This window comes from Rhizobium sp. CCGE 510, assembly GCF_000292525.1.
In the GTDB taxonomy this organism is placed as follows: Bacteria; Pseudomonadota; Alphaproteobacteria; order Rhizobiales; family Rhizobiaceae; genus Rhizobium.
This window is the reverse complement of sequence record NZ_AEYF01000003.1, coordinates 108,701-126,226: the sequence shown is the minus strand read 5'-3', so window position 1 is coordinate 126,226 and position 17,526 is coordinate 108,701. Positions and strand designations below refer to the sequence as shown.

General features: G+C 60.8%; 25 protein-coding genes, 1 tRNA gene and 1 pseudogene. 13 read left to right on the top strand and 14 right to left on the bottom strand.

The features are described from left to right. Position 1 precedes the first annotated feature (1 nt). Positions 2–409, bottom strand: a complete 408-nt coding sequence (locus RCCGE510_RS03375; RefSeq protein ID WP_007627149.1) for a hypothetical protein — start codon at positions 407–409, stop codon at positions 2–4. Positions 410–673: 264 nt separating this feature from the next. On the opposite strand from RCCGE510_RS03375, the gene RCCGE510_RS03370 reads away from it, so the two are divergent. After that, positions 674–750: transfer RNA gene (locus tag RCCGE510_RS03370), tRNA-Pro, on the top strand. 123 nt (positions 751–873) lie between these two features. On the opposite strand, the gene RCCGE510_RS03365 is transcribed toward RCCGE510_RS03370, so the two are convergent. Then, a complete protein-coding gene (locus tag RCCGE510_RS03365) occupies positions 874–2,454 on the bottom strand; it encodes a hypothetical protein (RefSeq protein WP_007627147.1) in 1,581 nt (526 codons plus the stop codon). 276 nt (positions 2,455–2,730) lie between these two features. Here RCCGE510_RS03365 and RCCGE510_RS03360 point away from each other — a divergent pair, with 276 nt between their 5' ends. Further along, entirely contained in the window at positions 2,731–2,970 is a 240-nt protein-coding gene (locus tag RCCGE510_RS03360; protein WP_003587993.1) for a DUF982 domain-containing protein, read from the top strand. A 26-nt stretch (positions 2,971–2,996) separates the two neighbouring features. On the opposite strand, the gene RCCGE510_RS03355 is transcribed toward RCCGE510_RS03360, so the two are convergent. The 3 genes from RCCGE510_RS03355 to RCCGE510_RS03345 all read right to left on the bottom strand — a co-directional run bounded on the left by RCCGE510_RS03355 (position 2,997) and on the right by RCCGE510_RS03345 (position 4,982). Continuing rightward, on the bottom strand, positions 2,997–3,224 hold the full coding sequence (locus RCCGE510_RS03355; RefSeq protein ID WP_007627146.1) for a hypothetical protein: 228 nt from the start codon (positions 3,222–3,224) through the stop codon (positions 2,997–2,999). An 11-nt stretch (positions 3,225–3,235) separates the two neighbouring features. Next, entirely contained in the window at positions 3,236–3,499 is a 264-nt protein-coding gene (locus tag RCCGE510_RS03350) for a hypothetical protein (protein WP_007627145.1), read from the bottom strand. Between the two features lie 835 nt (positions 3,500–4,334). Next, positions 4,335–4,982: a S24 family peptidase gene (locus RCCGE510_RS03345; protein ID WP_007627142.1), complete on the bottom strand. Its 648-nt coding sequence runs from the start codon at positions 4,980–4,982 to the stop codon at positions 4,335–4,337. Between the two features lie 82 nt (positions 4,983–5,064). Here RCCGE510_RS03345 and RCCGE510_RS03340 point away from each other — a divergent pair, with 82 nt between their 5' ends. The 7 genes from RCCGE510_RS03340 (at position 5,065) to RCCGE510_RS03310 (ending at position 7,550) form a co-directional block, all read left to right on the top strand. Next, positions 5,065–5,301: a hypothetical protein gene (locus tag RCCGE510_RS03340; RefSeq protein ID WP_007627140.1), complete on the top strand. Its 237-nt coding sequence runs from the start codon at positions 5,065–5,067 to the stop codon at positions 5,299–5,301. Between the two features lie 173 nt (positions 5,302–5,474). Further along, positions 5,475–5,702 (top strand): sigma-70 family RNA polymerase sigma factor, encoded by a 228-nt coding sequence (locus RCCGE510_RS03335; protein ID WP_157179862.1) that lies wholly within the window; start codon positions 5,475–5,477, stop codon positions 5,700–5,702. A 23-nt stretch (positions 5,703–5,725) separates the two neighbouring features. Further along, positions 5,726–6,091, top strand: coding sequence for a hypothetical protein (locus RCCGE510_RS03330; RefSeq protein WP_007627138.1), 366 nt, complete (start codon positions 5,726–5,728; stop codon positions 6,089–6,091). Then, the gene (locus RCCGE510_RS03325) at positions 6,057–6,452 is read left to right on the top strand and encodes a hypothetical protein (RefSeq protein WP_007627137.1); all 396 of its coding nucleotides are present in this window, start codon (positions 6,057–6,059) and stop codon (positions 6,450–6,452) included. The genes RCCGE510_RS03330 and RCCGE510_RS03325 overlap by 35 nt, the downstream gene beginning before the upstream one ends. After that, positions 6,449–6,748 (top strand): GcrA family cell cycle regulator, encoded by a 300-nt coding sequence (locus tag RCCGE510_RS03320; protein WP_007627136.1) that lies wholly within the window; start codon positions 6,449–6,451, stop codon positions 6,746–6,748. Before RCCGE510_RS03325 ends, RCCGE510_RS03320 begins: the two co-directional genes overlap by 4 nt. Beyond that, complete coding sequence (locus RCCGE510_RS03315; protein WP_007627135.1) at positions 6,745–6,942, top strand: helix-turn-helix domain-containing protein; 198 nt, start codon at positions 6,745–6,747, stop codon at positions 6,940–6,942. The genes RCCGE510_RS03320 and RCCGE510_RS03315 overlap by 4 nt, the downstream gene beginning before the upstream one ends. A 14-nt stretch (positions 6,943–6,956) precedes the next feature. Beyond that, entirely contained in the window at positions 6,957–7,550 is a 594-nt protein-coding gene (locus tag RCCGE510_RS03310; RefSeq protein WP_007627129.1) for a hypothetical protein, read from the top strand. A 307-nt stretch (positions 7,551–7,857) separates the two neighbouring features. On the opposite strand, the gene RCCGE510_RS03305 is transcribed toward RCCGE510_RS03310, so the two are convergent. Beyond that, positions 7,858–8,841 (bottom strand): phosphotransferase, encoded by a 984-nt coding sequence (locus RCCGE510_RS03305; RefSeq protein ID WP_007627128.1) that lies wholly within the window; start codon positions 8,839–8,841, stop codon positions 7,858–7,860. Between the two features lie 148 nt (positions 8,842–8,989). Here RCCGE510_RS03305 and RCCGE510_RS03300 point away from each other — a divergent pair, with 148 nt between their 5' ends. After that, positions 8,990–9,460 (top strand): hypothetical protein, encoded by a 471-nt coding sequence (locus RCCGE510_RS03300; RefSeq protein WP_007627127.1) that lies wholly within the window; start codon positions 8,990–8,992, stop codon positions 9,458–9,460. Positions 9,461–9,879: 419 nt separating this feature from the next. Here the strand turns inward: RCCGE510_RS03300 and RCCGE510_RS03290 are convergent, their stop codons facing one another. The 5 genes from RCCGE510_RS03290 to RCCGE510_RS03270 all read right to left on the bottom strand — a co-directional run bounded on the left by RCCGE510_RS03290 (position 9,880) and on the right by RCCGE510_RS03270 (position 13,332). Further along, entirely contained in the window at positions 9,880–10,449 is a 570-nt protein-coding gene (locus RCCGE510_RS03290; RefSeq protein ID WP_085989752.1) for a hypothetical protein, read from the bottom strand. Between the two features lie 173 nt (positions 10,450–10,622). Then, a complete protein-coding gene (locus RCCGE510_RS03285) occupies positions 10,623–11,270 on the bottom strand; it encodes a hypothetical protein (protein ID WP_007627124.1) in 648 nt (215 codons plus the stop codon). Between the two features lie 72 nt (positions 11,271–11,342). Continuing rightward, on the bottom strand, positions 11,343–11,933 hold the full coding sequence (locus RCCGE510_RS03280) for a TetR/AcrR family transcriptional regulator (protein WP_007627123.1): 591 nt from the start codon (positions 11,931–11,933) through the stop codon (positions 11,343–11,345). A 319-nt stretch (positions 11,934–12,252) separates the two neighbouring features. Then, positions 12,253–12,495 carry a hypothetical protein gene (locus RCCGE510_RS03275; RefSeq protein ID WP_007627120.1) on the bottom strand — a complete coding sequence of 81 codons (243 nt, stop codon included), beginning with the start codon at positions 12,493–12,495 and terminating at the stop codon, positions 12,253–12,255. Positions 12,496–12,744: 249 nt separating this feature from the next. Next, the gene (locus RCCGE510_RS03270) at positions 12,745–13,332 is read right to left on the bottom strand and encodes a TetR/AcrR family transcriptional regulator (protein ID WP_007627118.1); all 588 of its coding nucleotides are present in this window, start codon (positions 13,330–13,332) and stop codon (positions 12,745–12,747) included. 168 nt (positions 13,333–13,500) lie between these two features. On the opposite strand from RCCGE510_RS03270, the gene RCCGE510_RS03265 reads away from it, so the two are divergent. The 3 genes from RCCGE510_RS03265 (at position 13,501) to RCCGE510_RS03255 (ending at position 15,821) form a co-directional block, all read left to right on the top strand. Continuing rightward, positions 13,501–13,944: a MarR family transcriptional regulator gene (locus RCCGE510_RS03265; RefSeq protein ID WP_007627116.1), complete on the top strand. Its 444-nt coding sequence runs from the start codon at positions 13,501–13,503 to the stop codon at positions 13,942–13,944. Between the two features lie 36 nt (positions 13,945–13,980). Next, the gene (locus RCCGE510_RS03260) at positions 13,981–14,727 is read left to right on the top strand and encodes an NAD(P)-binding domain-containing protein (RefSeq protein ID WP_007627115.1); all 747 of its coding nucleotides are present in this window, start codon (positions 13,981–13,983) and stop codon (positions 14,725–14,727) included. Positions 14,728–14,999: 272 nt separating this feature from the next. Further along, a complete protein-coding gene (locus tag RCCGE510_RS03255; RefSeq protein ID WP_007627114.1) occupies positions 15,000–15,821 on the top strand; it encodes an oxidoreductase in 822 nt (273 codons plus the stop codon). A gap of 52 nt (positions 15,822–15,873) precedes the next feature. Here RCCGE510_RS03255 and RCCGE510_RS35455 read toward each other — a convergent pair. From RCCGE510_RS35455 to RCCGE510_RS03245, 3 genes and pseudogenes are all read right to left on the bottom strand, one after another. Then, positions 15,874–15,972, bottom strand: a pseudogene (locus RCCGE510_RS35455) (short-chain dehydrogenase/reductase); the annotation flags it as partial. 165 nt (positions 15,973–16,137) lie between these two features. Beyond that, the gene (locus tag RCCGE510_RS03250) at positions 16,138–16,365 is read right to left on the bottom strand and encodes a hypothetical protein (protein WP_007627113.1); all 228 of its coding nucleotides are present in this window, start codon (positions 16,363–16,365) and stop codon (positions 16,138–16,140) included. Between the two features lie 89 nt (positions 16,366–16,454). Further along, positions 16,455–17,150 carry a class I SAM-dependent methyltransferase gene (locus RCCGE510_RS03245; protein ID WP_007627112.1) on the bottom strand — a complete coding sequence of 232 codons (696 nt, stop codon included), beginning with the start codon at positions 17,148–17,150 and terminating at the stop codon, positions 16,455–16,457. Positions 17,151–17,526 lie beyond the last annotated feature (376 nt).

The following is a 17,526-nucleotide window of genomic DNA, read 5'->3' as shown; positions in this document are numbered from 1 at the left end:
GTTATTTCTGTTCGGGCGCCAGGAACTCGGCGCAATAGGACGGGCCGTCGACGCCGGGAATATCGGCGACGGTGCGGATGTCGCGGATCGTGTAATCCGAGCTGGTGGTGATTTCGGTCTGGCAGCGCAGATAGGCGGTGCGGCCCGCGGCGATCTGCTTGCCGCGCTTGCCGTCGGCGCCTTCGGCATATTTCGCCGGAATGCGCACGGTCTTATAGCCGCCGCGCCAGGTATAGACGGTGCTCGAGCCTTCCTCGCGATCGCTGAGCGGCGGCCCGTAGGCGGCAAAGAAGATGCCGGCCGATTTGCCGACCCAGCGGGCCTCGATCGGATTGCCGGCGGAAGGTAAGGTGGTGCATCCGGCAAGCCCAATTGCAAGCCCGGCCGCGGTGATGGTGCGGAGTTTCATCGTATCGTCCCTGATCTCAAGCGCAGTGGCTGCGAATCGGCTCTTTACGCCCGGTTTCGCCTGTCCCGTCGAGCCCTTTAGCGCGGAACCCGGCAAAAGAAAATTGCCCCTGTGGCACTTCCCGACGATTTGCTCCGAGTGTGTCTTTTTGCAGCAGCGGCGCACTGCCCGCCCTGTCATCAACCCGTCAAAAATTCCACCTGCTTTTTGGAATTTGGTGCTTGTGCAACCAGATAGGCTGTTCTATAGAAGCGCCGCTGGTCACGGAGTGTAGCGCAGTCTGGTAGCGCACCACGTTCGGGACGTGGGGGTCGAGTGTTCGAATCACTCCACTCCGACCAGCTAGAAACCCCGCTCCGGCGGGGTTTTTCGTATCCGCTGATCTCGGCAAAAAATCCCCAGCATATTCCACCCCTGAAGGACGAAGCCGCGGCTGATGGAACGTGTGGCGCTGTGCTGCGATCTCAGCCGCCGACTGTGATCTCACCATCCGCAACACGTTTGACAAATATCTTCAAACCTTCATGCCTAAGTTTCTTCCAACTGCCGTCGGAAACCATTGATTTCGCCAGATCGGCAAACCTCGTGGTCAGGTAGGGAACCTGCGATGCCGGTCGTTTACCGAGCGCTTGAATCAAGCAGTCAGTTTTTGGCGGGGAGGAGAACGTGTTTCCTGAACGTTGCATGCGGATCTCCAGATGATCTGAGCCGTCTGGAAATCTGATCGTCCCATAGCCGCACTTGGCCGCCGCATTCACTTCGGCCTTGGAGAGCTTGTCTTGCAGAAGAAATGACAGCTGGCTGAACGTGTTGTCAGTGTAGTCGAACTGACCCAGCATAACGAAGTCCAGCTCGTTCTGCCCCTTCTTGGCGCCTTTGATCTTGCCAAAGAAGTTGGAATTCACCTTGGTGTCTTTGCCCGTCTTCATGGCAAGCATTTCGCCCAGCTTGATATAGATCCTCGGTTTTGACGAAACGGTACCAGCCGCGGCGTTGCCTGAAGGCAGACTTGCCGTCTCCGGCTTGGCATAGGCGTCAGCGAAGGCTTGCAGCGTCGTGAGGTTGAGCGCCTCGGGAAGCGAACCGCTCTCGAACTTGCGGCAGGAGAGCGCGGCTTGCCGTGTTGTCTTGTCAGGCTTGCCCTCGACATTCCCTGGCTTGCAGCCCAAATGAGCCAGTTGCTGCTGCAACCTCTTGAGCAAAGCTGCTTGTTCGGCGGAATAGTCGCTGACACCGCGGGTCACACTGACATTGCGGACATCGATGCCGATACCATCCGGCTGCACCACGTCAAACTGGGACGTATGATGGTCATAGGTCTTCCAGTCATGACCCCAACCCATCATCACCGGGCCGAGAATGAAGTTGAATGATTTTGGGTCGCGGTTTGATTGCGGCTCGCACTCGTTCGATTCCCAGCAATGCGGCGCCTGGTTGGTTGCTTCGCCCTCGGCGGCGTAGATCACCTTGTTGTCGCAGCTTGCCGCAACCCATCCGCTCTCATCGTGTGCCCATCGGATTTTCAGCGAGAATGTCGCCCATTTGCCGAAATCTTCCGGTTTTTGGCACTGGCGGGCGAGAAAGTTCACGCCGTTGCGGGTGTCGGCTTTCAGCATGTAGATGAAATTGTGGATTGCCGGTCCTTCCCAGGACGCGAAACGCAAATGGCTGTCCCAGCCGTCGGGATAAAAGCCGTTTGCGGAGTTGTTGTGCCAGCCTTTGTAGCCAAACGTCGGATCGAGCCGGAAATCGAACTTGTATTCGACGCTTTCGCCAGCCTTCATGTCTCGCGTATAGCGAATCGTCGAGCGAACGTTGCCATTGCGACAATCATTTTCGCCGCGTCCATCTCCATAGTCGACGTTCGAACACTGACGGTCGAATATCTGAAACCGGGTCACGCCGTCCTTGGCCTCCGGTCTAACCGATCCGTTGAACTTGTGGCGTTCAAAACCTTTGGGGAGCGGATCGGCAGTCGCTACTGCGTCGGTCACAAAAACCACAAGCGCGCCAACCGCCAGTCCAACTATATGATTTTTCAACATAGTTGTTTCTCCAAATTGGACTCCGAGCATATCACGATCTCTTCTGGAAGGTAGGGTTTAGATGAGGTTCAGATCGTCCCCTGCCGCAGAAGGCCTCACCAGTTCGCTCTTCTCTCCAGTTATAATTTTTCTGCGGGAAAGTTATAACGGCGCGGTCGAACAGCAACGCGGGGGCATCGGGCTGCCCGAATCGGCCTTGATGCGCCGATTTTCGAATCAACCGGAACGAGTCCCAAAGTGATTCGTTGAGTCGCGTTCCGTGTGAGATACTGCGCCATGAGCAAGCGACGAAGCTTCAAACCGGTGAAGATCACCATCAATGGCAAGGTGAGGACGGTCTATAATGTCGTCCAGGCCGGCAACACTTTGCTGAACGATTGGCCCGACCAGACGCCGGCGGCCAAGGTTGCCGAGCGGCTTGTGCTTGACGTCTTCAACGATGCCGCCGGGCCGGAGCAGGTGCGCCGCGCCTTCATTACCGCGGCCAAGGCGAGCGACATCAAATATAGCTCGTGATCGCTGATGCCGGGCAAAGCCCTGGCTCACTTCCATGACACTCGCTCCTGATCGGCGCGGTCCTGGTTCTTGAACTGCGTCTCCATCCAGCCGGCCGAAATGATCGCGGCGAGGAAGCCGAAGGTGAGGCAGGTGATCGCCTGTTTGCGCCAGGAGATGAAGGTGACCGGTGCCGGGGTGAGGGGTTTCTCCGTGCATCCATTGCCTGAGCAGGCGCAGCCGGAAAAGGCCTTGATGATGCAATCGGCAGACATCTCCGCTCCCCTCAGGCGTAAAACTGATCGTGATCGGTCATGCCCATGATCTCGCGGGCATAGCGGTAATGCTCCTCGACGGAGGCCGCGGCACCCCGCAGCCAGGACGGGCCGCGGATCGAATGTTCGGGACGGCGCAGGAACGCAAAGCCGAGGGCACCCATGCGCTGGGCCTCGATCGCCATATAGGCGCTGCAGTCGCCGATCCCCCGCGCGCCGTTCCAGCGGGCGTCGCGCTTGCTCTCCTCGGTCTCGATATTGCGGATGTGCCGCATCGCCTGTCCTCTCACGCGCCGCCGATTGGCTTGTGAAGAAAGGTATATATAATACCTCAATGCGTCAATGGTGAAAGGTATAAAAAATACCTTACAGATTGACGAGGTACGAATCATAGGCGTATGTCTGTCGCCAGTGATTGGGCGACCGGGTGCAACTCCCGAGCTGACGAAGCCCAGCGGCGCGGGAAGCGAAAGTCCTTAAGTGCGCTGTCAGAAAATCAGGACGAGGGCGAAGCGAATGGCCCCTCTGGCACGTGTCCCATCCCGGCTCCGGCCTTCAGGACTTGGCCAATGCTCTCCCGGCTTCATGGGCTTTGCTCATGGGGTAGGGGGAAGCTTTGGCCGGAACCCTCCCTCACCAGCCTTCAGGAGCTAGGATAGAGAGATAGAAACAAGGCTTATCTTGGAGTCTGGTGCTGCGAGAAAAACGGAAGGCGTAACGAGATCGGAATCGCGGCTATCGAGGCGGGTGTTGGAATCACCGAATTTTATATGATCGTGGGAGAGGCTGTCGAACGACATCTTCTCTAAAGCCATTCGTTCCATCCGGCGGTAGCGCGGGTGGGGCGCGGACGGCACCCGAACCGTCCGCAACTTCTGGTTAAAGAGGAGGAAACGACCCGATGCCCCTGATGATGCTGATCGCCGGATCGGGGATCGGAGCAAAAACCCTACAGGCCGTACGTCTCGCGCGCGGCGCTGAACGCCAGCAGAAACACTGCTGATGTGACGATATAGAACCAAATTCTGCCGGCGCGCGAGGAAGGGCGGATCATCTTGGTTTCCTTGATGAATATGGCTTATCTGCAGAATTGCTGCCGGGTATCGATCCCTACATCTCGATGATCGATCGGCGGACGCGGCCGACGATGGTGACGGCGCCCTGGAATTCCGGCGGCGGTACATCCTCGTAGGAGGCGGGCTGGAAGGGCGGGTTGTCGTTCGGGCGATAGCGCTTGTAGGTGGCAGCCCCGGTCTCGTCGGCGACGACATAGAGCGCATTCGGCGCCAGGCGCTTGTCGCGCAGGTTGACGAAGATGATCGAGCCCGGCGGAGAGATCTTGTTCATCGAATTGCCTTCGACCTCGAGCGCGATCCATTCGCCATCGGGCAGATCGAGCGCTGCCACCGTCGGGAATTCCGAAAAGTCGGTGATCGGGGCCTGCTCGCTCAGCTGGCCGGCGCTGACCCAGGAGATCTTCGGCACGTCGGCGACGGAGACCGGCAGCTCATCCGGATCGAGCGCGTTGCCGGTGCCGAACTGCAGCCAGTTGAGATTGACCTTGAAGGCGCGGGCATATTTCTTCGCATCGGCAATGCCGAAGCCGTTGCGGCCGGACTCGTGCGCCTTATAGACATTCGCATTCCAGCCGAACCGATCGACGATCGCCTTCGGCCCGGCAAAGCCCGCGTTCTTTCTGGCCATGACCAGCCGCTTTGCGCGTTCTTCGCGCTCAAATTGTTCCTGATCTTTCAACATGATATAAAAAATACCCCATTCCAGGGTATATGTCATGCCTTTTTCTGCTTGACGTACGGGGTATTAAATGTACCCTATACGCATGACAAACAGCCAAAACATTCACGCTTCCACAGAGGCAGCAGTCGGCCCGTCCCAGCGCGAAAACGCCCGCTACACCGGCTGCCCGAACTGCGGCAAGGCGCTGTCGATCGCCGAGGTGATCGAGCGCCATTGCGAAAATTGCGGCCGGCAGACGCGCCCGAAGGAGATGCGGCAGATAGCCGATGTCCCCGGCGCGCCTGCGCTCACCCATCCCGACAGCCTCACCCCTCCCTGACGGCTCTCGGTGGCCGGCGTCGTCGCCCTCCCTCGGCGACGCCGGCAGCTATTCCCCGGGCGGCCCCGGCAGACTGGAGCGCCGTCGATGAACTCACATGAAGCAACTGGCAGCGCCCGCTTCGGCGGCAACGGCCCGCTGCGCTCGAAATGGACAAGAAGGATCACCCCGGCATGAACGCGCTCGAGCTCTTCCGCACCGGCAGGGACTATATCGAAATCGCAGCCATCCTCGGCATGTCGGTGCCTTCGGTGGAAAGCGAGATCCACCGGCGTCGCAGCGCCGAGAACGGCGATACCGCCCAGCAGGATCATGCCGGCGCGGCGATCTGCCGCTTTCCTCATCGGATCAAGCCGGGCACGCCGGTCAACTTTTTCGGCGGGCAGCGGCGGCAGGTTTGAGCGGCGGGAGAAAGGAAAACGGCATGGCGAAGGACACAATGGACAAGGACATCATGGATATCCTCGGCCCGGTGCTGGGGGAGGAGCTGGCGGCAGCCGTCATCGAGCATCGCAAACGCACGCTGCGGAAGCCGCTGACAGCTTACGCCGCACGGATGCAGGCCAGGGAATATCTGCTGACCGGCGATCCGACCGGCGCCGCCGAGATGCAGATCTTCCGCGGCTGGCAGGCGATCAAATGCGACTGGTACCTCAAGGAGAAGGCGAGGGAAGCCGGGTCGATCAACAGCAGTACGAGAAGGACGACAGTCGATGCCGCAAGAGATTTCCTCTCCGGTGAAGATCATTGCGGGGATGCTTTCGGGTTTCCCGGCATCCGCCGGCACTGATCCCGATATGCAGATCCGCGCCTATCTCCTTGCGATCGACGGCATTCCGGCCGAGGCGGTCTGGCGCGCCGCCAGAGGCTTCATCGCGGGAAAGGTGAGGGATCATAACCGCGCCTTTGCCCCGAGCAGCGCCAATTTTGCCGAGGAATGCCGAAATCAGCAGGCGGCGATGGCAGCGCAAAGCCGGCCGCGCATCGAGCCGGCGCCCGAGCCGCCGCAGCCGAAGGTCGCCGTCTTCAAGATGCAGCTGCTGCGCGACGCGGCCAACGGCAGCCGCAGCGCCAAGCGGGAGCTGGCGAAGATGTTTCCCGACAACCCGATCATTGCACGAGCCGCACGACACGAGGAGGCATTGAGGTGAGAAGCCTGTTCTGGACGGAAGACAAGATCCTCAAGGCGCAGAAGCTCTGGCAGCAGGGGCTCTCGGCAAGAGAGATCGCCAACCTGTTCGGCTCGAAGAAGAACACCGTCATCAACATGGCGCACCGCAACCGCGACAGGTTCCCCTCGCGCCAGGACGCCCGGCAGCCGCCGCCCGAGACCCGCGAGGCGCCGACGCCGATCCGCCACCCCGACCGCGTCACGCGGGTGACCTTGTCGGGGGCTGAGGTGACGATGCCGCGCGTGCCTTGCATCGACGGGCCGGCATCATCATGAGCAAGGTCACCCTGCGGGAAACCGAAATCATCGGCTGGATGGCGGCCGGAAAGACCGCCGCCGAGATCGCCACCATTCTCGGCATCTCCCCCGTCACCGTGAATACGCACATCGCCAACGCCAAGATGAGACTCGGCGTTTTCAAGGATACCGCACTGGTCGCCGCCGCACTGCGCAACGGCATCATTCGATAGGAAGGACAATCAGCATGGGTGGCAAAGCAGCCAAGGCCAGGACACAGCGGGCAAACAAGGGCGCCGGCCGGCCGCGCAAGGCAAATGTCGAGCGTTTTCCCGGCGGCAAGATCAAGCCGTTCGAGACCGAGAAGGACAATATCAGCGTCGCCATATCAGCCCGCCGCCGCATCCACGGCTTCGGCAGGACGGTCGATGACGAGACGGTCAAGAGCCCGTTTGCCGGCTATACCCTCGGCCGCATGTTCCTCGACGGCCTGATCAGCGCAGAGCAGCGCCAAGCCGGCGACGACTATGCCGAGGCCATGGCCCGCTACCACAAAACCACCGGCATCCCGGCCCCAAGCCCGCGCGCCCAATCGCTCTTCACCGTCAAAGGCCACGAAGGCGAGGTCACCGAAAGCCTCGCCGACCGCGCCCGCAAAGCCAGCAACCGCATGATGGCCCTGCAGGGCATTCTCCTCCGCTGCCAGGACGGCCCGCAGGTGAGAAGCACCGTCTATAACGTCACGGTGATGGACTACGAACACCTGCGCCAGATGCCGCCGCAACAGCTATTGTGGCTGCGGCGGGGGTTGATCGCGTTGCGCGGGGCGAGGGGTGGGTGATGGAGCAGCTGAAGTGTGCTCATGAAAGGCGTGCCGTGCAGCCCCCTCATCCGACCCTTCGGGCACCTTTCTCCCCGAGGGGAGAAGAGGGGAGCAAGGCGCGTCGATACTGCCAAACGAACCGCCTGTTTAAAGGCTCTCCGTCCAATGGGGTCGACAGCGAAACGGCATTCTCCCTCTTCTCCCCAGCGGGGAGAAGGTGGCCCGAAGGGTCGGATGAGGGGGCTACACGGCACGGCGCTAACGGCAATCAGTTTATCCGAAGCAGCATCCCCTTGCCTTGAAGACCTCCTGACAACACCCGCTTTCAAAACAGCCGATCGACAAATTGCTCCATCTCCCAGGTCTTCAGGAAATCCGCTTCGCGTGCGATCCAGCCGACGGTCTCGCTGCCCCATTCCTGGGCACGGCTGGCGTATTCGCCCATCAGCCAGACGTGGCGGACGATCACGAAGCGGAGGGCGGCTTCGAAATCGTCCGGCGTGATCGGCCGCACGGCGCGATAACTATCGATGAAGGCGTCCCACATGGCGGTCGAGCTCCGGCCGAAGGAGACTTGCGCCCAGAGAAAGACCGACAGGTCGTAGGCGAGGTATCCCGGACCGCCGTCGTCGAAGTCGAAAAACACTGCTTCGCCGGCGTCGCTGATCCGCGCATTGAAGCCGTGACAATCCCCATGACAATAGGTCCAGGTCAGATTGCCGAAGGCGTCGATCGCCATTGCGGTCCGCGCCGCGATCTGTTCGAGATCGCTGCGGACATCAGCGTCTTCGACAATGCCGCTGTCGCGTATCCGCGCCAGCGGCCGATGCAGCAGGTGTTCGAGGTCAAGCCGATAGAGCGCTCCGTCCGGCGAAAATGCCTCGGCTGCATTGTGCATCAGAGCAAGGGTCTTGCCGTTGGCCCGGGCATCGCCGGCATCCGTCGCCTGTGGCTTGCGGCCATCGAGCGCCCGGAACAGCACGCCCTCGCGCGCACCCTCCGGCGCATATCCCTGCAGGAACAAGGCGCCATCACGTGTCGGGATCGGTGCAGCGACCGGAACCCCCGATTGCGTGAGGTGTGTGAGAAAAGCCGTTTCGGTCTTGACGTCGGCTGGACCCCGCGCGCGCCGATGGGAAAGCCGGAAGACATAACGCTCGCCGTTGCTGCCAACGGCAAGATAAACGTCGTTCAGGCCGCGTTGCAGCATCTGGCAAGAGACCGGCCCCGTCAGCGAATAGTGCTGATTGATGGACCGTTCGATCGCCTCAACCTGCTGGGTCGAATAGAGCGGATCAAAGTCGAGCATCGGCGCTGTTCCATAGGGCTTGGCGAGAAGGGCATTTCCTAGATTACGGAGAAAAGGCGGCGGTTCATGCAATTGCGTGACGATGTCCGTTTTCAGCCTCACACAATCAAGGCGAAATAGACATGACCGTTCACCAGGAAAGATACAGATGCTGAGAGCATTCCGGAACCGGCCTATGCGGCTATGCGTCAAAGCAGTTCTTGCTCTGCTGGTTGTCGGTCTAAGGCCGGCAGCCGGACTGCCTCGATGCCCGCCGCAGGATGAGTTGCTGGCGAAAGCAGAGATCGTGGTTGAGGCGCGGGTGAAATCGCTGTCGATCGGCGAATCCGGTTTGCTCGTGACGGACGGTACTCCAACGCGCATGACACGGGTGGATTTGGAGATCAAGAGAGTGATCAAAGGCAAGTATTCTGGAACGGAGGCAATCGTGTACGGCACGGTCTATCCTCCAGGGCCGATAAGGGAGCTGACCATGATGGCGGTGCTTGCCGGGCTCGGGGACGACGACACTTTCGAATGGGAGCTTCAACGCCGGGAGATAGGTGATGGTGTGGCGGTTTTTTCGATGAGCAGCTGCAACTATTACAAATTCCCAGTTGATATCGTTGGTCCCGACTGATCAATCTCAGCCACCATCTCCGCAGGAAGCGCTGGCGGGCCGTTCTGACGTTCGCCCCGGCACGACACGGCCGCCCCTTCCTCCGTCCGTCGACGCTGTGTTTGGCACAGCGCTTACCCCAACCTTCGTCCTCCTCGGGCTTGACCCGAGGATCCACGCCGGCCTCCATCAGCCGCGGACATGGATCCCAGGCTCAGGGTCACGGCCGTCCAGTTGGCGTCGATGGCCGCCCCTCACCCTAACCCTCTCCCCGTAAAAAACGGGGAGAGGGGACGTGCCTTGCAAAAGGCTAGCGAGGCACAGGAGGTTGCGGCTATTCCCCTTCGCCCCGTTTACGGGGAGAAGGTGGCGGCAGCCGGATGAGGGGCGGGCGGCAATCTCTAGTTCGGGCCTGGAGAACTGCCCGCGGCAGCCGGCGGCTACCTCCGCCGCATCTGCGTCACCCCCAGCCACACCGCCGAGACCAGGAAATAGAAGGCGCCGAGGCCGGCGTAGCCGGCGATGTTGGCGATCGATGGTGGTTCGGGCATTTGCGCCTGGGCGATGAAGAAGGCGCCGGCGACCGCCGACTGGCCGCCGCTGAGGATCATCGACCATTGGCCGCCGCTGGTTCTCCAGCGCCGGACGGCAATTCCGAGCTGCAGCAGGCCGGAAAAGATCGCCCATAGGCCGAAGACGCCGAGGACTGAGTTCATGCTCATCGTCAGAGCAACGATCACGGCAGCGGTTGTCACCGCGCTGACGGCGACGTTGAGCGCCTGGCTGCGGTTTCCAGCCAGGCCGCCTTCGCGCGCGGCATCGACATAATTGGCGGCGGCATCCCAGGCCGGGTAGATGATCAGCAGGGCGGCCGCGACGGGAAGGGACTGGCGGCCGGTTGTCAGGGCGGCGGCGACCCAGAGGAGAGAAAACGCTGCGCGGGTGAAATAATAGCGCGTCAGCCACGGGTCCCTGTCGCCGGAGGCAACGGTCATTTGATCGATGGTCATCAGGTTTTCCTTGGTGAGTTTGGTGTTGATCGCAGCCGGGATGCCGCCGCTCATGAGCAGGCTTGGGAGGTGGCTCAGATAGGCGGTCGCACCGATCGGCTGCGGTCAGGGAGCATTCCCTGGGGATCGCCGGTCGAACCGGGGGCGGCCCGGCCGACCGGCGACGGCGTGGCTCACATCGGCGGAACCACGCCATTCCTGCCGACAAGCACCTGATGGGCGATGGTGCCGGCGGCGGTTTTTTCGGCGGGCACGAAGACGACGGCGCCGGCAACGAGATCATCCTTGGTTGCCGGAGCGATGGTCACGACCGGCGTGCCGTCCGGAATGGAAATCTTCTTATCCTTGCCGTGATAGGTGACGGTGACCGTCCGGCCGTCGACGCCCTTGACGGCATCTGCGACGGTGGCATTGGTCATGCTGCTGTCGGGCTTGAGGTCCCAGCCGTAGCTGCCTTCTCCGGCGCCTTTCATGGCCGGCGGGAAGATCAGCACCTCGAGCGCGCCGTCGCCGCCGCCCTCTTTCGGCAGGGAGGCGATGCCGACGAAATTACCAGGCTTGATGTCGGCGACATCGGCCTTGGCGACGCTGGCAAGTTTCCAACCGTCGGCGAGGATGACATCGACACTCTCGCCCTCGCGCGTCTTCACCGTGAGGGTCGAGCCGCTGTAATTGACGATGCTGCCCCTGACATGGATCTGGCCAGCTTTCTGGTTCTGGGCCTTCTGGTCTTGGGCCTTCTGGTCTTCGGCATGGGCAGGGGCCGCTGACGAGATCACTGAGAGGCCGAACATCAGGGTGGGGAGAAAGTTCTTGTTCATATCGTTCTTCCTACTAGTTGGTAGTTTCATGAGCCGCAGTTCTCGCCACGGGCGGTCATTCCGCCCGGCAGCTTACCGAGCGACGGTCGGGGACAGCCGCTGCAGGGTCGGGGCCAGGATGGTGGGAAACACCTCCGGTGTTCCGTAAGCGCGTGCGGAAAGCATGGCGCCATGGACCGACGCCATGAACACTTCGGCCTCGACGCCAGGGTCGCTGGTCAGGCTCAAAGCTCCGGTCTTGGCGCCGCGTTCCATGACCGAGGTCAGCCATGCCGAGAGGAAGCGGAAGAACCCCTTGACCTCCTCGGCGACCTCGGGCGGCAGCGCCGGCAGTTCGCTCGCCAGCAGGGCGCAGACGCAAAACGGCCGGCTGGCATCGTCGATGCACTTGGCCCAATGGCCCGCATAGGTTTTGAGAAGCTCGAGCGGATCCTGCACATTCTGCTCCAGAGCCGCCACCCCCGTCTCGGCATCCTCCCGATATCGCTGGATCAGCGTGCGCACCAGATCGGTCTTGCTGGGAAAATGGTGATGGATGCTGGCCTTGCGGATGCCGACGACCGCGGCAATATCGGCATAGCTGAAGCCGTTATAGCCGCCGGTGGTAATCAGCGCCCGCGCCGAGACGAGGATCTCATCGGATGTCGTCAGAAGATTGCTCATCGGCTATTTCTACCTTCCAGTAGGTAGACAGTCAAGCGGGAACCGATGGTCGGCTCGCCAGACTACTTACCAAGCACCATCAACCCCGTCGCCCGCGGCAAGCTGGGAGCGTTCGAGATCGCCACAAAGGGCGATTGATCGTCAACGGCTCGGGACCAAGCCTGTCTGCCGCCGTTTCAAGTGTCGGCTTGGCCTATAAACACCGCGATAATGTCGAGGCATTCGCTGCCGAAGCTGCGAGCATTCCTAGATTTCTACGCCGGATGGAAGAGGTCGGCTCAGCAGGCTAGCGGTTTCTTGCCGATTTTTGCGCGGGGGTTCATCTGCCATCCCTGGTGAGGGCAGCGGGTAGGCTGTCAATCCCAGTTTTGAGTCTGGCAAGATGCAGCAGGTGTTCCGCCTGAATGCTCTGGAAGACGTCCAAAAGATGCTCAGCCTGGACCGTCGATGCGCCTGCCTTTCCGAGGCGCTGGATTAGCATGCGCTGCTGCTCGATGATCGCTTCACCGCGGAGCAGGTGGCGTTCGACCATTTCGAGTGCGGTTTCGACAGGGATCTCCATCGAAACATGATACACCCCGCTGCATGAATGTTAACCACTATGAGGGGGTAGGTTACGGGACATAAGTCCGATTGAGGCCGGTAGCCACAAGCCTATTTGATCGAGAATGACACGAACCGAAATCATCATTGCCGTTGCTGTAGTGATGCTCACCGCCGGTGCCGTGTTAGCCTTTGGCGGGCTCTCGGAAATCCTATATTCGAAGCCCTAGCAGGGTTGGAAAAACGCCTGAGCGGCAGAACCGGGATCTCATTCCTCCGCTGTGTCGCCCGCGATGCGTTTGACTGCATCAGCCGCGGTTTCAAGCAGCCGCTCCGACATGCCCTGATCGGTCATGATGCGCGAGATGGTGACGGCGCCCACCATCAGGGACAGGACGACCATGGCCTTGTCATAGGGTTTCGTGCCACCAGATGCCGGGATCAATTCGTCGAGAACCTGAAGATGCGCCTCGATGCCCTTCTGGAACGGAAGTCGCACCTCTTCACTCTGCCGCGCCGCATCGGACCCCAGTGCTGCCAAGGGGCAGCCGTCACTTTTCTCTCCCTGGTGCCCGGTCGACAGATACATGCCGACAACCGCGTCGAAGGGATCGGCGCTTCCGGCGGCAACCCTCGACCACCTGCGAATGGCGTTCTCCATCGCTCGCCCGGATGCCAGCGCCACAAGATCATCCTTCGATGCGAACTGCTTGTAGAACCCGCCTTGGGTGAGGCCGGCTCCTTTCATCAAGTCTTTCAGGCCGATGCCGTCGAAGCCATGCTCCCGAAAGAGCCGGCTTGCGACATCGATCACCGTTTCACGATTGGCCTCGGCCTGAGCGCGACTGACTCTCATAGCGATCTCCAATTAGATTTCATTGGAAATCTATAGCAGAATTAGAGCTAGATCGCAATCTAATATGGTTGCGCCCGTCGACAAGGCTATAATCCAGCGCTGCCGATCTTGTACTCTCCAACAAAGCCATTATCTAGTGCACTAGATAAATGTACACTAGATGAAACCATGTCGAATAACGAGATCGCATCCCGCCGCGCGGTCGGCACCCAACTTTCCTTTGCGCTCTATGGCGCAGCCAATCGGATGGCGCGCCTTCACAAGCCATTCTTGCAGCCGCTCGGCCTGACATTCCCGCAATACCTGGTGATGCTTGAACTTTATGGCGGAACGCCCCGCGCCGTCGGAGAATTGGGTTTAAAGCTCGATATGGACACAGGCACGATCACGCCGCTGCTGAAGCGCCTGGAATCGGCAGGCATGGTGACCCGGACGCGCGATCGTAACGACGAGCGGCGGGTGCTCATCCATCTTACCAAAGCCGGTGAATCCCTGCGCGAGGCGCTTTGGGCCGTCACCGACAAGATCAAGACCGCCTGCCAGCTCACGGACGAGAGGCTGGCCGATCTGCGCGACACGCTGCACGCATTCGCTCGCCCCGCCGGCGATTGAAACGGGCTTACTTCCACATCAGAGAAAGGACATCCCATGAAGATCGGAATCATCGGCGCTGGAAATATCGGCGCGACGCTGGCAAGAAAATTCGCCGCTGGCGGCCATCAGGTCAAGCTTGCCAATTCGAAGGGGCCGGACACCATCCGCGATCTCGCCGGCGACATCGGAGCGACCGCCGTTTCGAAGGAAGAAGCCGTTCGGGGCGTCGAGCTGGTCGTTCTTTCGATCCCGTTCGCAAACTATCGCGATCTCGGTGGGCTCTTCAATGACGTGCCTGAAGACGTCGTGGTGATCGATACGTCAAACTATTATCCGTTTCGCGACGGTGCGATCGCCGACGTCGATGGCGGCATGCCCGAAAGCGTTTGGGTCAGCGGGCAAATCGGCCGACCCGTCGTCAAGGCGTGGAACGCTGTGCTGGCGGCAACGCTGGCGGAGAAGGGGCGGCCTGACGGCACGGATGGACGCATCGCCATCCCGGTTGCAGGCGATGCGCCGCACGCCAAGGCGATTGCCATGGGGCTGGTCGAGGCCACCGGTTTCGATGCGCTGGATGCAGGCGGGCTGGCGGCGTCCTGGCGTCAGCAGCCCGGCACCCCGGCCTATTGCACCGAGCTTGCCGCAAGTGAGCTGGAAGAGGCGCTGCGATCGGCGGATCGACCCCGCGCAGCCGATAACCGCGACGCGCTGATCAAGGAATTCATCGCGGCAGGCACGAGCCTGACCCACGCCGAAATGGTCGCTCGAAACCGCGCCGGGACAGCCGCTCCGAAATCTTGAACCCGTTGAGGCCGATGCCGCTCCCAGCTGTCATGTCGGCGGGCCTTCGGGCTCGGCGTCATGCCCCGTTTGGAGGCGCGATCACCGAAAAAATCTCCGTAAAGCAAAAAGTGCTTGATTTTATATTTCGATTGACATTTAAGAGATGGATAGATGTCAATCGAAATCTTACGCGCTTGGATGCCAAGTTCTGCTGTCCTGGCGACAGGGTGAAAAGTCCGACCCTCTATCGAAGCCCGTAATCAACCACTCGCGCCCAGCCAGGAGCATTCATGTCTCAAAATAAAGTTGTCGTCATCACCGGGGCATCCTCCGGCATCGGCGAAGCCACAGCCCGCCTTCTTGCACAAAACCGCTTCCAGGTCTTTGGCGGCGTGCGCAACCTGCAGCGTGTCAATGCCATTCCCGGCGTGCGCTATGGGACTGCCGACGTCACCGATGACGCCTCGGTCTCCGATTTTGTTCAATGGGTCTTGTCCGAGGCAGGCAGGATCGACGTCCTGATCAACAATGCCGGCGTTTCGCTGGTCGGCCCGGTCGAGAACACGTCGCCTGCCGAAGCCCAAGCGGTGTTCGATGCCAATGTTTTCGGCCCTTTGCGCATGATCCGCGCTGCTCTGCCCTCCATGCGCGCCGCTCGCAGTGGGCTGATCATCAATATCAGCTCGGTCCTCGGCTTCCTGCCGGCCCCGTTCATGGGACTATATGCCAGCAGCAAACATGCACTCGAAGGACTGTCGGAGTCGCTGGACCATGAGATCCGCGAGTTCAACGTGCGCGTCGTGTTGGTTGAACCGACCTTCACCAACACCAAGCTCGATGTGAACGCGGCCCAAACCGCAGCACCCCTCGGTGTTTACGCCACGCAGGCCGATGCGACCATCAAGGCGGTACAGGCCCAGATCAAAACCGCGCCGTCGCCGTTGGCCGTCGCCGAGAAGATCCTCGCGGCAATCAACGGTCCATACAAGATGCGCCAACCGGCTGGTGGCCAGGCGACGCTTCTCAGCCGTCTGCGCCGGTTCATGCCGGCAAACGCCGTCGACAGCAGTCTGCGAAAGACCTTCGGCTTCGCAAAGCCCAAGGCGTCGTAAGTCTTGGCCCAAATATCCAGGGCGTCGGCTGTGCTTGTTCGCATTCCCCCTGTCACCCATCGGTCGAGAGGGTGACAGGCTGCGACGCCTCGATCTCTTGGCTAAGGCGGGCGATCCGATCCGTCACATGCGTCAGCGCATCGCTGCCGAGGCAGGAGTTGGCCGCACAGAGTATCGAAGTGCATGGCTGTGTTATAACGCACCTCCGCACGGCCCATCATACTTACGAGCGGCGGAGGTTGTTGTTCCCGAGCGGAGGGAAAATTCTGATCAGTGGCACCGATTATTCCATTGCTCGGGTTCGGAGCATGGCTGCTCAGTTCCAGCGTTCAAAGAACTTCGTTCTGACGCCGAGATAAAGGAGTGCGAGCGACAGGCCAAGCCCTGCATAACGCTGGATGTAGACTGTTGCCAGAAGCACGAGGGCCATGCCGCTGCCGCAGATGAACCCGAAGCGGATCGAATATGGCTTGTCTTTACCTCCCCATCCAAACCGAGGCTCAAGATCAGCCATGCCAGGAAGATGAAGGTGGGCAGGCCCCATTCAGACAACCAGAACGGTCTGAACAACACGCCCAATGCGGTCAATAAAAGGCCGAGCACCAACAGAAGAAATTCTGGTCATCCACATCGTCATGTTTTCACCACCGAAAAGAACAGGAACCGCGGCGTGCTCGTCAGGCTCTGATAGGCCTGCGGAAACAGCGTGGCCGCTTGAGGGTCGGGCTGGGGTTCGCTGACGATATCGATCAGAAATCCAGCCGATTTCAGTGCCCCGAACATGGCATGCAGCGGCCGGTGCCAGAAGCGCATGGCGATCTGCTTTTCGCCGCGCTGCCAGGTCTCGTCGAAGCTGTAGGTCTCGAAATAATTGTCGTGGCCGCTCGACGGGTGATCCATGAAGGGATGGTGGGTCGAGAAAACCAGGCGGCCGCCTGGAGGCAGCAGCCGGTTGAATTCCCGGAGCGGCCCCGACCAGTCCGGCAGATAATGCAGGACCAGCGAGGCGAGGATCAGCTCGAAGGCTTGATCCTCGAACGGCAATGCAACGCTCAGATCCGCCTGTAGCAGGCGCACCCGCCCTTCGAGGCGACGTTGCGCGATCTGCAACATGCCGGCGCTGGAATCGATCCCCGTGACAATGGCGCCGCGCGCGATCAACTCTGCCGCATGCGCCCCGCCGCCGCATCCGGCATCGAGCACGGAAAGCCCGGCGACTTCGCCGACCAGGGCAAGAATGGCCGGCCGCTCGTAATAGGCATTCCAGGCATTGACCTCATTATCGGCGTCATAAGCCGCCGCGAAGGCATCATAATCATTCTCGGCCACGGTTTGCCTTTCCGGAGGGTGTCGGAAGATTGCGTTCGGTGATGCGATCTCCGGCTAGGGGGCGACCGCACCCTTTTCGCGAGAATGACCGGCAAATGCAAGTTGAGCGCATAGCGGCCCCTCACCCTAGCCCTCTCCCCGTAAAGAACGGGGAGAGGGGACGTGCCCTGCGAGACGTTGGCGAGGGACGGAGAGGTCGCGGCTATTCCCCTTCGCCCCGTTTACGGGGAGAAGGTGGCGGCAGCCGGATGAGGGGCACGCGGCGATCTCCCCATTCGAGGAAGGCAGTTCCTTCCCACACCTCTGCCGGGGCACGACCCTCTCAGCGGTGAGCATGGATCCCAGGCTCGGAGGCCTGGGATGACGGAGATCGGGG

What these genes read in the sequence shown, in the direction of transcription:
- RCCGE510_RS03365 (WP_007627147.1), bottom strand. Translation starts at nt 2,454, where the DNA reads ATGTTGAAAAATCATATAGTTGGACTGGCGGTTGGCGCGCTTGTGGTT.
- RCCGE510_RS03330 (WP_007627138.1), top strand. Translation starts at nt 5,726, where the DNA reads ATGGCGAAGGACACAATGGACAAGGACATCATGGATATCCTCGGCCCG.
- RCCGE510_RS03285 (WP_007627124.1), bottom strand. Translation starts at nt 11,270, where the DNA reads ATGAACAAGAACTTTCTCCCCACCCTGATGTTCGGCCTCTCAGTGATC.
- RCCGE510_RS03300 (WP_007627127.1), top strand. Translation starts at nt 8,990, where the DNA reads ATGCTGAGAGCATTCCGGAACCGGCCTATGCGGCTATGCGTCAAAGCA.
- RCCGE510_RS03280 (WP_007627123.1), bottom strand. Translation starts at nt 11,933, where the DNA reads ATGAGCAATCTTCTGACGACATCCGATGAGATCCTCGTCTCGGCGCGG.
- RCCGE510_RS03350 (WP_007627145.1), bottom strand. Translation starts at nt 3,499, where the DNA reads ATGCGGCACATCCGCAATATCGAGACCGAGGAGAGCAAGCGCGACGCC.
- RCCGE510_RS03310 (WP_007627129.1), top strand. Translation starts at nt 6,957, where the DNA reads ATGGGTGGCAAAGCAGCCAAGGCCAGGACACAGCGGGCAAACAAGGGC.
- RCCGE510_RS03275 (WP_007627120.1), bottom strand. Translation starts at nt 12,495, where the DNA reads ATGGAGATCCCTGTCGAAACCGCACTCGAAATGGTCGAACGCCACCTG.
- RCCGE510_RS03360 (WP_003587993.1), top strand. Translation starts at nt 2,731, where the DNA reads ATGAGCAAGCGACGAAGCTTCAAACCGGTGAAGATCACCATCAATGGC.
- RCCGE510_RS03340 (WP_007627140.1), top strand. Translation starts at nt 5,065, where the DNA reads ATGACAAACAGCCAAAACATTCACGCTTCCACAGAGGCAGCAGTCGGC.
- RCCGE510_RS03325 (WP_007627137.1), top strand. Translation starts at nt 6,057, where the DNA reads ATGCTTTCGGGTTTCCCGGCATCCGCCGGCACTGATCCCGATATGCAG.
- RCCGE510_RS03255 (WP_007627114.1), top strand. Translation starts at nt 15,000, where the DNA reads ATGTCTCAAAATAAAGTTGTCGTCATCACCGGGGCATCCTCCGGCATC.
- RCCGE510_RS03315 (WP_007627135.1), top strand. Translation starts at nt 6,745, where the DNA reads ATGAGCAAGGTCACCCTGCGGGAAACCGAAATCATCGGCTGGATGGCG.
- RCCGE510_RS03345 (WP_007627142.1), bottom strand. Translation starts at nt 4,982, where the DNA reads ATGTTGAAAGATCAGGAACAATTTGAGCGCGAAGAACGCGCAAAGCGG.
- RCCGE510_RS03250 (WP_007627113.1), bottom strand. Translation starts at nt 16,365, where the DNA reads ATGGGGCCTGCCCACCTTCATCTTCCTGGCATGGCTGATCTTGAGCCT.
- RCCGE510_RS03375 (WP_007627149.1), bottom strand. Translation starts at nt 409, where the DNA reads ATGAAACTCCGCACCATCACCGCGGCCGGGCTTGCAATTGGGCTTGCC.
- RCCGE510_RS03290 (WP_085989752.1), bottom strand. Translation starts at nt 10,449, where the DNA reads ATGACCATCGATCAAATGACCGTTGCCTCCGGCGACAGGGACCCGTGG.
- RCCGE510_RS03265 (WP_007627116.1), top strand. Translation starts at nt 13,501, where the DNA reads ATGTCGAATAACGAGATCGCATCCCGCCGCGCGGTCGGCACCCAACTT.
- RCCGE510_RS03335 (WP_157179862.1), top strand. Translation starts at nt 5,475, where the DNA reads ATGAACGCGCTCGAGCTCTTCCGCACCGGCAGGGACTATATCGAAATC.
- RCCGE510_RS03305 (WP_007627128.1), bottom strand. Translation starts at nt 8,841, where the DNA reads ATGCTCGACTTTGATCCGCTCTATTCGACCCAGCAGGTTGAGGCGATC.
- RCCGE510_RS03260 (WP_007627115.1), top strand. Translation starts at nt 13,981, where the DNA reads ATGAAGATCGGAATCATCGGCGCTGGAAATATCGGCGCGACGCTGGCA.
- RCCGE510_RS03270 (WP_007627118.1), bottom strand. Translation starts at nt 13,332, where the DNA reads ATGAGAGTCAGTCGCGCTCAGGCCGAGGCCAATCGTGAAACGGTGATC.
- RCCGE510_RS03355 (WP_007627146.1), bottom strand. Translation starts at nt 3,224, where the DNA reads ATGTCTGCCGATTGCATCATCAAGGCCTTTTCCGGCTGCGCCTGCTCA.